The sequence below is a fragment of the Ureibacillus sp. FSL W7-1570 genome (assembly GCF_038593265.1).
Lineage (GTDB): Bacteria > Bacillota > Bacilli > Bacillales_A > Planococcaceae > Ureibacillus > Ureibacillus suwonensis.
In genome coordinates this window covers 3,202,915-3,215,336 of record NZ_CP151979.1, presented here as the reverse complement: position 1 = coordinate 3,215,336, position 12,422 = coordinate 3,202,915, and the positions used below count along the sequence as shown (strand labels likewise).

Here is a 12,422-nt window from a genome sequence, read left to right as displayed (position 1 = left end):
TTCTCAATATTTACCTGTCGTTGCAAGAAATTGGCTGTAAAGCACCTCTTCCAGATGCCGCTCCTTTACAGGACACTTCTCATCTTCAATGGCCAATTCATTGAGAAGTTCCACATATTGAAAGACCGTTTGAACCGCCCCATCCGTATCTGCCCGACCGGACCATTGAAAAAAATCCTTTATCACTTGTTCATTGACTGCATGTATCTTTATGCCATTCAGCCGGATGAAATACAAAAGTTCCGTTTGCCATTCAACGGCACATGCCTGGAGCGCTTCATTCCCTGAGATCGGGACTCCTAGAAAAGTTGGAAGCTGCCCTGGATTCAATCGGAGTTCATAAACACTTCTCAAAAATAAATCATTGACACCTTTTCGGCTAACTAAAACCCTGGATTTCAAAAATTGCTTTATAAAATGATGATATGCTTTAAAGACAAAGGAAAATTCATCTTTGGTCAACGGCTTTGGGATATAAAACGGGAAATGCTGTTTGAAAAGCGGGAGTCTGCTCACCTTTCCGAAAAAACTGATCCCCTTGAAATGAATAAGGTTGGACAAATAAACAAACTGTTTGTTGGCAGGGTCGTAAGTCATCAAATATTTGGGCTTTTGGGCATGGGCAATGAAAAGTTGGAGCTGATGGGAAAGGTTGATTTTTTGGAGGGGAGTTTCTTTTATTTTTTGACCGGGTGTCAGCGGAATCCAAATCGGGGCAATCCTTTTTTGAAGGTACCCCCGGTTCCGTTCAAAAAAGCGATTCTCATTGATTGGGCTGCATTGAAACTCGATGGCATAAGCCGAACCATTCTTGAAAATCAATAAATCCGGGCGCTGTTTTAACTCCTTTAGATAGGGCTCGAGTTCCGCATGGAGCTGAAGGGATTTGAACAGTTCAAACAGCTGCTGTTTTCCTGACAGATGTTCGACCGTTTCGCCTTCTGAAAAATGGGATTCACAACGGCTTTTGGAATAATGGGCAAAATGAGGGATTTTGATATTCCCGATCTTTAATTGGACCATTTCTCCACATTGGGGACAAAAAAAATTCTTTTCTTCTTTTATCCTTCTTAACGTTGCATGGGAAATCTTTGAATGGATCACAAAAGGTTCTTTGTTTTCCGTGCATGCGACCAGCATAAAAAACCCCCTTTTTGAACCATTTTATTGTAAAGACTTTTTTGTTCGCAAGGGGGTGCCGGAAAGTTTTAATTTGCACGGAAAAAGTGCCGCAAAAACAAAAAAAGTGCCATCTTTCAGGCACATGTTAATCAAAATAATGAACAATCGTTTCGAAGCAATCTTCTTCCATGATGATTGTTCCATATTCTTGCAGACGATAAATCGTCATTTTGGAGCTTGTTAAATACTCATTCAAAATGGAACGGATATTTTGACGGGTTGCACTATCATTCACACCGGCAAAATCAATGGCAATGTAGTAATAATCTTCATATTTATATAAAGAGCTGTTTAACCCATACTCGACTAATCGGTTCGCTACTGGCACGATTTCATCAATATCTTTGAATTTATATATGGACATATTGACAATTCCTTCATGATTTAACACATCATCTTCGTCGAAGGGATTGAATGGGTCTTTATGGCCAATTGTTGCTTCGTGTTCTTCAAAACTGGAGAGCAGTGAGCCTGGATCTGAATCGGAAACATTGGCACGTGTGACAATGACTTCCAAACCTTGTTCAGAGGCGTTCACATGAATCCAAATTGGACCGTCCAAATCGAAGTATTCTTCCGTGTTGATTTCACCAATCATATCCCAAAACAATTCTTCGCCTTTTGCTCTGTTATACCAGATTTCTTCACGGCTGTAACCGCGATCCTCAATATCACGATATGTGATAAAGAGCTTGATTGTATTTTCATTTACGCGTTCGATGTCCATGAGACTTCAACTCCCTTCACAGTCATTGGTTGAAAACCCGAAAGCGTGTACTTAGTATGTTTGAATCGGAGCCAAAATACACTCCAATTCGATAGTGCCTTTCCCTTATTCTTTCCCTTGGTATACAGAACAAAACGCTTATTATTATATATATGTCTATTCTATGATTCTATTGTATGATGAACTAATAGAAAATGAAAAGGAAAAACACCCTTCAAATAAAATTATTTGAATTATTCAAAATTGTAGATGACAACATCAATTAAATCAAGTATTAAGTGAAAAATGATGAATTTTCTTTGCAAATAAAAAAAGCGTAAACAAGTCAAACAAAGTTGACTGAATTTACACTTTTTCCAAGGAAAACTATATGATTAATTGACCATTTTTTGGGCTTCCATCAATTGGTAAGCACGAACTTTCCGTGGCAGGAACCGACGGATTTCATCTTCATTAAAACCGACTTGTAGACGTTTTTCGTCCAAAATAATTGGCCGGCGAAGAAGTCCTGGATGTTCCTGGATCAATTCATATAATTTTTGCAAAGGCAAGCTTTCTACATCCACATTCAACTTTTGGAACACTTTTGAGCGTGTGGAAATGATCTCGTCTGTTCCATCCTCTGTCATTCGCAAAATTTCTTTGATTTCACTGATTGTAAGAGGCTCGGAAAAAATGTTGCGTTCTCTATATGGAATATCATGCTGCTCAAGCCAAGCTTTCGCTTTTCTGCATGATGTACAGCTTGGTGATGTATATAATGTTACAATCATTGTTACACTTCCCTTCCATTTGATGAGTGTTGTCTATGTTCATGATAGGCATCTATGTCAAATTTTATTAATTTAGAATTAGTATTATTTTAAATTCTGTATCAATTATACACCATTCTTTTCATTTTGAATATAGGATATTTTAAAAAATAATATATTTTATGTTGAATTTCTAAAAAAATTCGTTATTTTTGCTTAAAACCATAAAAAAATTCTTTTGCCTCCAAAATTTGCTGAACGGGATACCTCCTTTATTCCATTCCCTTTTTATTCTCATTTAGACGACAATAACCGAGAATATTCTTAATTTATTGACAAATTTCATTCTTTATGACCTACAACAGTATTACCCAATTCTGTTTAATCTCATTCCAAATTGAAAAAATTTTCGCGTTTGATTTTTCCCATAAATTACTTTATAATTCATTCATAATTCTACGATCATAAGTTAAACAACAATGACGAAGAGTAGTACATTTGATTCCTGTGTTCAGAGAGTCTGTGGTTGGTGCAAACAGATGACAGGGCAAATGGAATGGACTTCCGAGTTGGCTTTGCGAAAATGAAGGTAGTAAAGCTCGTACACTTCACGTTACGAAGAACCAAGTGGCCTCTTTAGGCAAACTGGGTGGTACCGCGGATACACATCATTCGTCCCAATACAACTGTATTGGCCGTTTGATGTTTTTTTATGGATAAAAATAGGAGGTAATATTGATGAAAACAATCTTTTCAGGAGTTCAACCAACGGGCGTTATTACTTTGGGAAATTATATCGGCGCCTTCATGCAATTCCCTGCGCTGCAAGATGAAGGAAACGCCATTTACTGCATCGTGGACCAACATGCCATCACCGTTCCGCAAGATCCCCAAGAATTGCGGCAAAACATTCGCACTCTTGCTGCCACTTATCTTGCAACGGGCATCGATCCGAAAAAAGCGACGTTATTTATCCAATCGGAAGTTCCTGCCCACACGAAAGCCGGCTGGATGCTGCAATGCATCACATCCATTGGGGAACTGGAACGAATGACGCAATTTAAAGATAAATCGGCGAAAGTCGGAAAAGAATTCGTTTCAGTCGGTCTTTTGACATATCCTCCATTAATGGCGGCAGATATCTTGCTTTATAATACAGATATCGTCCCTGTCGGAGAGGACCAAAAACAACATCTTGAATTGACCCGCGACTTGGCGGAGCGATTTAACAAACGCTTTGGCGAAGTGTTCAAAATTCCGGAAATCCAATTGCCAAAGGCGGGAGCCCGCATTAAATCCTTGCAGGATCCGACGAAAAAAATGAGCAAGTCCGACCCGAACACAAAAGCGACCATCCGCTTATTGGATACGCCAAAAGAAATTATGAAAAAAATCAAATCCGCGGTGACGGATTCCGAAGGCCAGATTTACTTCGATGAAGAAAAGAAACCGGGCGTTTCCAACCTGCTCACCATCGAAGCGGCCATTACAAACAAATCCATCGATGAAGTCGTGAAAAAATATGAAGGGCTTGGCTATGGCGCCTTTAAAGAAGGTGTGGCGACTGCCTTGATCGAGCATTTGACGCCAATTCAAGAACGCTTCAACGAACTTATCCAAACGGATGAATTGGATAAAATTCTGGATGAAGGTGCTGAAAAGGCCAATGCGATCGCCAACGAAACCGTTAAGAGAATGGAGATCGCGATGGGAATAGGTCGAATATCAAGATAAACAGCACGGCCAGCGAAATGATCATCAAATACAGCTCCGGAACGCCTAATATGAAGGAAAAAACGGCGCGCCATGAATATCCGAGCGTCCGGAAATTCAAATATAAAAGAAGATTGCTCACCGAGATGACGCATATGCCGTAGCTGAACAGAAACAGCATAAACCGAAAAATCATGCCACCATCCTTTCATACCCTTTTTATTCATCAATGAAAATAAAAATGCGTTTAGCACCAGGCTAAACGCATTTTTATTTACCTATTTATTCTTCGATTTTTTTAAACACAAGGCTCGCATTATGTCCGCCGAATCCCAGCGAGTTGCTCATCGCATATTGAATATCCGCTTTGCGGGCCTCATTTGGCACATAGTCAAGATCACATTCAGGATCCGGATTTTGCAAGTTGATTGTCGGAGGCAAAATGCCCTCTTTCAATGCCAATACCGTAAAGATCGCTTCCACACCGCCAGCAGCGCCAAGCAAGTGCCCTGTCATTGACTTTGTGGAACTCATGGCAAGCTTGTAGGCATAATCGCCAAATACCGTTTTCACCGCCATCGTTTCATATAAATCATTGTATGGCGTACTTGTACCATGAGCGTTGATATAGCCGATTTCTGTCGGATCGATTCCCGCATCATGAATCGCACGTTTAATCGCGCGGGCGGCACCTTCCCCATTTGGCGCCGGAGCTGTAATATGGTACGCGTCACCTGTTGCGCCGTAGCCAATGATTTCCGCATAAATTTTTGCTCCGCGGGCTTTCGCAAATTCGTACTCTTCCAATACCAGAATACCTGCCCCTTCACCCATGACAAATCCGTCGCGTTCTTTATCAAATGGACGGGATGCCGTATTTGGATCCGGGTTCAATGAAAGAGCCGTGGCTGAACAGAAACCGGCAAGCGACATTTTAACGATCGGTGCTTCTGTCCCACCGGTAATCATCACATCCGCATCACCGCGCTGAATCACTTTAAACGCATCGCCGATCGAGTTTGTTCCTGATGCGCATGCAGTCACTGTACATGCATTTGGACCTTTGGCTCCCAAATAAATGGAAACTTGTCCGCTCGCCATATCCGGAATCATCATTGGGACGAAGAACGGGCTTACACGACGGGGACCCCGGTTCATGAATGTTTCAAATTGCTGTTCATAGGTTTCCATTCCGCCGATTCCGGAGCCGATCCAAACGCCGACGCGATCGGCAATTTCATCGGTAATTTTCAAATCCGCATCTTTCACCGCCATCAAAGCCGATGCGAGGGCAAAATGAGTGAACCGGTCCATTCTTCTTGCTTCTTTTCGTTCAATAAATTGTTCAATATCAAAATCTTTTACTTCCGCAGCAACTTTCGCAGGGAATAATTCAGCATCCACCCTTGTCAACGGCCCAATGCCGGATTTCCCTTCTTTGATGGCTGCCCATGTTTCATCAACTGTGTTACCAAGCGGCGTAACCGCGCCGATCCCGGTAACGACTACTCTCCTTTTCATATATCTCTAGTACCCCCTTACGAATCACTATCACCATTATAAATTACTACAACCGGTATGAAAATCTATTATTTTCCCCATCGGATGACAGCGCCGCCCCAAGTGAGCCCGCCACCGAATCCAACAAGAACTACGATATCGTCATCTTTGATTTTTCCTTCATCCAGTTCATCTTTCAAAGCGATGCCGATGGAAGAGGAGGATGTGTTTCCGTACTTATGGATGCGTTTGGACAATTTATCTTCCGAAAGTTCCAGTCTTTCCCTCGCCGCTTCCATGATGCGGATATTTGCCTGGTGCGGCACAAGGAAATCCACATCTTCTTTTGAAAGGCCCGCCTTTTCAAGGACGGACAATGCCGTCGCCCCCATTTGGCGCACCGCAAACTTGAACACTTCGCGGCCGTTCATATAAATAAAATCTTCATCGTTCATATGCAAATATTTTCCGCCAGTGCCATCCGCCCCTAATTCAAAGGCCAAAATGCCGCGTCCTTCCGACACTTTGCCGACAACCGCAGCGCTTGCGCCATCACCAAACAGAACCGCCGTATTGCGATCTTTCCAATCCGTAATTTTCGATAATTTTTCTACACCAACGATTAATACATAGTCATAAGTGTTGCTTTCAACATACAATTTCGCTGTTGCAAGGGCATAAATAAATCCGGAACAAGCGGCTGAAACATCCATGGCAGCCGCATTGATGGCCCCCAATCGATCCTGGAGTTGGCATGCCACGCTTGGGAAGGCACGATCCGGCGTAATCGTGGCAACCAAAATCAATCCGATTTGCTCCGGTGAAATTCCGGAGTTTTCAAGGGCTTGCTTGGCTGCTTCATAGGCCATGTCGGAAGAATGTTCATCCTCACGGGCAATTCTTCTTTCCTGGATTCCTGTTCGCGTGCGGATCCACTCATCGTTTGTATCTAAAATTTTTTCCAAATCCAAATTCGTCACAACTTTTTCAGGAACATATTTACCTAATCCGAGAATTCCAGCATTCATGGTCACTTAACCCCCATTTTTATACTTACGATTAGTAGTTGGTCTTAATTATAGACCATAATTTTATTTTCCACAATATAAAATTTGACTAGGTAAAAAGTTTATTGTTTATTATTGACATACTATGGTATGATTATAAAGATGAACAAGGTATATAATAGTAATTAAAGTGCAATAGAGGTGAAACGAAATGCAATATATTATGTCATTCGTTTGGGGAATCATGTTGATTTCAATGTTGAGTTACGTGGTTGGTTCCATTTTGGGCGTAACAACATTTGATATTGTCACAACTGCTGTTATTGCAGTGATCTTTATCATCCTTGTTTGGATTATAGCTGCAATCATTCCAGGCGAGTCTCCAAAAGAACTTAAATCTGATGAACATTAATATTGATGCATAGCAAAAAACCGGATGGGGCAAGGGAGCCCATCCGGTTTTTTTGTGTTCTTCAGCCATTATCGGAATGATCGCCGCCATTCCCCGAAAGGTACTAGGCATTCCGGCCAGCCAACGCTTCCGGATAAAAAAAGGCGGCCGGGCCGAACAATCGGCTCAAGCCGCAGGTTTTCCAACGACCAAATGTCCATCTTTTAATGACACTCTCATCGTTTCTCCCGGAAGGATTTCCCCTTTTAACAACTCTTTGGCCACTGCCGTTTCCACATGACGTTGCACAAACCGTTTCAAAGGTCTTGCACCGAATTGCGGATCGACGCCATTTTCAACAACCCAATCCACCACTTCATCATCCACAACGAGTGTGATTTCATTTTCCGCAACCCGCTCCTGCAATTGTTTGATGTATTTTCGGGCGATGGCATTGAAATGTTCGTCCGTCAAGGCATGGAATAAAATGATGTCATCGATGCGGTTCAACAATTCCGGTTTGAAATGTTTGCGAAGTTCTCCCATCACGACTTTTTCCACGTCTTCATTGAAATGGGAACCGGCTTCCAATAAATAGTGGGAACCGATATTGGATGTCATAATGATGACTGTATTGGTGAAATTCACAAGACGTCCCTGGCTGTCGGTGATGCGTCCATCATCCAGAATTTGAAGCAAAATGTTGGCCACATCCGGATGGGCTTTTTCGATTTCATCCAATAAGACGACGGCATAAGGATTGCGGCGAACCGCTTCCGTCAATTGGCCGCCTTCTTCATAGCCGACATATCCAGGAGGGGCGCCGACAAGTCTTGATACACTGTGTTTTTCCATATATTCACTCATATCGATCCGGATAAAATGATCTTCCGAATCAAATAATTGGGCTGCCAACGCTTTGGCGAGTTCCGTTTTCCCTACGCCTGTCGGACCCAAGAAAATGAAGGAACCGATTGGTCTGTTTGGATCTTTGATGCCGGAACGGGCGCGCCATACCGCTTCTGTCACGAGTTTGACCGCCTCATCCTGTCCGACGACTCTTTCATGAAGGGTAGCTTTCAAGCGCAACAGTTTTTCCCGTTCGCCTTCCATCAATTTCGTCACCGGAATTCCGGTCCAACGGGAAACGATGGCCGCAATTTCATCCGCCGTCACTTCTTCCCGTAAAATGCGGTTTTCCGAAGCATTCGCCAACGCTTCTTCCAATTGTTTGATTTCCTTTTCCACAGCCGGGATTTTTCCATGGCGAAGTTCCGCCGCTTTATTCAAATCGTACTTGCTTTCCGCATCTTCCAACTGGCGGCGGTATTCATCCAATATTTCCCGTTTCTTTTGAAGCTGTTCCAATCCTTCTTTTTCAAACTGCCATTTCTTTTGGAGTTCCGCCTGTTCTTCTTTCAATTCTTTCAATTCTTCCCTCAGAGCTTCCAACCGTTTTTTGCTTGCTTCATCCGTTTCTTTCATCAACGCCTGTTCCTCGATTTCCAATTGCATAACTCTGCGTGTGACATCATCCAATTCTTGCGGCATGGAATCGATTTCCGTACGGATCATCGCACATGCTTCATCAATCAAATCGATGGCTTTGTCCGGCAAAAAGCGGTCCGTAATATAGCGGTTGGACAGCTGGGCGGCCGCGATAATGGCCCGGTCATGGATTCTGACCCCATGATGCAATTCAAAACGCTCTTTCAAGCCGCGCAAAATCGAAATCGTATCTTCAACGGACGGTTCCCTCACCATCACTTGTTGGAATCTACGTTCTAAAGCGGGATCTTTTTCAATATACTTTCTGTACTCATCCAATGTGGTTGCGCCGATGCAATGGAGTTCACCGCGGGCAAGCATCGGTTTTAAAATATTCCCGGCATCCATCGAACCTTCCGCTCTTCCGGCACCGACAATCGTATGAATTTCATCGATGAATAAAATGATGCGCCCTTCCGATTCCCGGATTTCTTTTAATACGCTTTTTAACCGCTCTTCAAATTGTCCGCGGAAGCTGGCACCCGCAATTAATGAGCTCATGTCCAATTCCCAAATGATGCAGTCTTTCAATCCTTCCGGCACGTCTTTCCGGACAATCCGTTGCGCCAACCCTTCAACAATCGCCGTTTTGCCGACGCCCGGTTCCCCAATCAGCACCGGATTGTTTTTCGTCTTTCTGGATAAAATACGGATCACATTCCGGATTTCTTCGTCACGACCGATCACAGGGTCAATTTTTCCTTTTTTCACTTCTTCATTTAAATTACGTCCATATTTTTCTAAAGCGTTGCGATTATCTTCCTGTTGTAATTGCATACAACCCACCTCTTCAAAACGGTTTGACCTTTTTTGACTAACTTGATTATAATTTTATTAACCGGAAAAAGCAAAAAATCTCTCCAAAAATATTCAATATTTACACGGGAGAAATGTGGTATTATATTTATAGGCTTTTTGTTCGTTTAATGGAACCTCGTGGGAAGTGTACATCAGTTATAAGGATGTGATAAATGAATGGTTTTAATGGAAAAGGTTCCGATGGATTTTCATACGTTATTTGAAGAACACGGGTTGTTGTTGAAAATCGAGAAAGGGAATTCCATTTTTCAGGAAGGCGAAAATGCGGATGATCTTTATTTGATTCTGAAAGGATCCGTCCAAATAAGCAAAGAAACGGAAAATGGGAAGGAATTGACACTCAGAATTTGCGGCCCCAACTCCATGATCGGTGAATGCACCATCTTTGGACCGCCCGCCATCCATACAATGTCAGCAAAAGCTCTGATGAATACCGAGCTTTTATCGATAAAAAAAGATAATTTGGAAATGTTGTTGACCGAGCAGCCAACATTGATGATCGAATATATCCGGTGGCTTCAAACGGAGCATTTGAAAACCCAAAGCATTTTGCGGGATTTAGTGCTGAATGGCAAAAAGGGCGCGCTCTACTCGACGCTCATCCGTCTTGCGAATACTTTCGGCAAATCAGACGATAATGATGATATCTATATTGACATCAATTTAACGAATACCGATCTTGCCAACCTTTGCTCCACAAGCCGCGAGATGGTCAATCGGATGTTGAACGATTTGAAAAAACAAGGCATTGTTTCATTTGATAAAGGCATCATCAAAATCCACGATTTGGACTATTTGAAGAAAGAAATCTGTTGCGAAGAATGCCCGCTCACTATTTGCCGCATCGATTGAACATGGGGGAACTGTAATCATTTACAGTCCCCTTTTTTTATAGGGGCTTGTCTAAAAAGTCCATAAAAACAGAGCGAATGGAGAAAACAATGAGTTTTTCCATTCGCTCTGTTTCCTTATTTTTGAAATTGGTTTGGGAATTTGCGGCCCATTTCAGTATGTTGTGGGCCATTGCCACAATCCCGAATTCTGTTCGGACTTTATGAAGCCCCCGTAACAGAAATCGAGTGAAACGCAAATTGCCCTTGATGTTCCCGAACACACTTTCGACATCCACTTTACGCTTCGCATAAAGAGCTGCCTTTTGTTCGTCACCAAGAGCTGCTTTGGCTTTCGCTTTCATTTCTTCATAAATCGTGTTCCAATATACTCGACGATTTCCTTTGGCTTTCGTACACCCATTCTTCAACGGGCAATCCGTACAATCTTCACACTCGTACACTTTCAAATCTTGTATGTATCCAGATGCATTTTTTCTTTTTTGATAATACTTGAATACGACTTTCCGATTGTTCGGACAGATAAAGCAATCGTCTTCTTCGATGTATTTCCAGTTTTGTACTTTTGATAAATCCTTTTTAAACTTTTTACTTTGTTCCTTCAAATAGGTTTGGTATGGGGCTAATAATTCAAAACGAGGTTCTTTTTCTTCGCCAATCGCATATAAATAGTTTTCTTCACTCGCATATCCTGCATCGGCAATGACATACTTGAGTTTCTTTTCCTTCGGTATCGATTCCAATAACTTTTCCATAAATGGTTGGAAACAGCGAGTATCTCCTGGATTTTGATAAATTTCAAATCCCACGATAAATTGATGTTGTGTGGCGAGTTGAACATTATAACCCGCCTTGAGTTGGCCGTTTTTCATATGGTCCTCTTTCATTCGCATAAAAGTGGCCTCATGGTCGGTTTTCGAGTAGCTATTTCGTTCACCTAGAATCTGTTTTTGTACTTTGTATTTTCGTAATCGTGGAAGATAATCCGTTTGAATCGTTTTCAGTTGTTTGGTGAGTTGGGATTTTTTAGAGCGAAGTTCTTTTTTTCTTTCTTTGTCTTCTTCCTGTTTATAATCTTTTTCCAAAGCTTCTATTCTCTCAGAAAGTTGTGCCGATGATTTTTCTAATTCTTCTTCTAATTGTTCTTCTTTTAATTCCTCCAAGGCGATTTGGTGCGCTTCTTGTAGAAACGATTGAATTTTGGCTCGTAGTTTCTGATCATATTTTTCTACGGATTTTCGCCATACAAACGTATATTTGTTGGCATTCGCTTCTATTTTCGTACCATCCACAAAAATATGGTCGAGGTCGATAAATCCTTGTTCTACTAGTTGAAGGACAAATTGTTCAAATACAGAATCCATCATGTTTGACATACGAACACTACGAAAATCATTTATTGTGCGATGGTCAGGGGTTTGCAATCCCGCCAACCACATCATCGGAAGATTTTCTTTCACCATTTGCGCCATTTTCCGACTTGAATAAACGTTTTGAGTGTACGCATATAAAATCACTTTCAATAACATTTTAGGGTGATAGGGTGCACGACCCCCACCAACATAATGAGTATACAACACTTCATCCGGAATCGATTCCACCATTTCATCCACTAAACGGGCGACATGATTTTCAGGAATATACATTTCGATATCTAAAATGCTCATGACTTGACGATTGCAATAAGGTTGGAAAACTAGCTTTTTGCGTTTCTTGTTCTTTTGAACCTCTATTTTTTGAATACCCTCTAGAGTCATTTCTAATTGCGTGTTATAATTTTCTTGAATAGTCATTTGATTATTCATAAAAAATCGTCCTTTCTTTAGAATGTTTTTTGGTCAATTTCATTCTATAAAAAAGGACGATTTTTTTGTACCCTAAAAACAGAAAAAAGGGCTGAGCCGAAGGTCGATTCAATCGACTTTTCGGACA

10 protein-coding genes and 1 other annotated feature are annotated in these 12,422 nt (G+C 41.7%); of the genes, 3 read left to right on the top strand and 7 right to left on the bottom strand.

What is annotated here, in order from left to right:
* Nucleotides 1–3: 3 nt before the first annotated feature.
* From NST13_RS15885 to spxA, 3 genes are all read right to left on the bottom strand, one after another.
* Nucleotides 4–1,140: a competence protein CoiA family protein gene (locus tag NST13_RS15885; protein ID WP_342581061.1), complete on the bottom strand. Its 1,137-nt coding sequence runs from the start codon at nucleotides 1,138–1,140 to the stop codon at nucleotides 4–6.
* 127 nt (nucleotides 1,141–1,267) lie between these two features.
* Entirely contained in the window at nucleotides 1,268–1,909 is a 642-nt protein-coding gene (gene mecA / locus NST13_RS15880) for an adaptor protein MecA (protein WP_342470091.1), read from the bottom strand.
* 374 nt (nucleotides 1,910–2,283) lie between these two features.
* Nucleotides 2,284–2,679 (bottom strand): transcriptional regulator SpxA, encoded by a 396-nt coding sequence (gene spxA / locus NST13_RS15875; RefSeq protein WP_342471173.1) that lies wholly within the window; start codon nucleotides 2,677–2,679, stop codon nucleotides 2,284–2,286.
* A gap of 452 nt (nucleotides 2,680–3,131) precedes the next feature.
* Nucleotides 3,132–3,344: a binding site (T-box leader), on the top strand.
* 55 nt (nucleotides 3,345–3,399) lie between these two features.
* On the opposite strand from spxA, the gene trpS reads away from it, so the two are divergent.
* Complete coding sequence (trpS, locus tag NST13_RS15870) at nucleotides 3,400–4,395, top strand: tryptophan--tRNA ligase (protein ID WP_342470092.1); 996 nt, start codon at nucleotides 3,400–3,402, stop codon at nucleotides 4,393–4,395.
* Between the two features lie 261 nt (nucleotides 4,396–4,656).
* On the opposite strand, the gene fabF is transcribed toward trpS, so the two are convergent.
* A complete protein-coding gene (fabF, locus tag NST13_RS15865) occupies nucleotides 4,657–5,895 on the bottom strand; it encodes a beta-ketoacyl-ACP synthase II (RefSeq protein ID WP_342470093.1) in 1,239 nt (412 codons plus the stop codon).
* A 68-nt stretch (nucleotides 5,896–5,963) separates the two neighbouring features.
* On the bottom strand, nucleotides 5,964–6,902 hold the full coding sequence (locus NST13_RS15860; protein WP_342470094.1) for a beta-ketoacyl-ACP synthase III: 939 nt from the start codon (nucleotides 6,900–6,902) through the stop codon (nucleotides 5,964–5,966).
* A gap of 190 nt (nucleotides 6,903–7,092) precedes the next feature.
* Between NST13_RS15860 and NST13_RS15855 the strand changes: the two genes are divergently transcribed.
* Nucleotides 7,093–7,293 (top strand): DUF2929 family protein, encoded by a 201-nt coding sequence (locus NST13_RS15855; RefSeq protein ID WP_342470095.1) that lies wholly within the window; start codon nucleotides 7,093–7,095, stop codon nucleotides 7,291–7,293.
* Between the two features lie 165 nt (nucleotides 7,294–7,458).
* Here the strand turns inward: NST13_RS15855 and NST13_RS15850 are convergent, their stop codons facing one another.
* Entirely contained in the window at nucleotides 7,459–9,597 is a 2,139-nt protein-coding gene (locus NST13_RS15850) for an AAA family ATPase (RefSeq protein WP_342581060.1), read from the bottom strand.
* Between the two features lie 207 nt (nucleotides 9,598–9,804).
* Here NST13_RS15850 and NST13_RS15845 point away from each other — a divergent pair, with 207 nt between their 5' ends.
* A complete protein-coding gene (locus NST13_RS15845; RefSeq protein WP_342471174.1) occupies nucleotides 9,805–10,491 on the top strand; it encodes a Crp/Fnr family transcriptional regulator in 687 nt (228 codons plus the stop codon).
* A gap of 37 nt (nucleotides 10,492–10,528) precedes the next feature.
* Here NST13_RS15845 and NST13_RS15840 read toward each other — a convergent pair whose 3' ends face one another.
* On the bottom strand, nucleotides 10,529–12,295 hold the full coding sequence (locus NST13_RS15840) for an IS1182 family transposase (RefSeq protein WP_342581059.1): 1,767 nt from the start codon (nucleotides 12,293–12,295) through the stop codon (nucleotides 10,529–10,531).
* Between the last annotated feature and the right edge of the window lie 127 nt (nucleotides 12,296–12,422).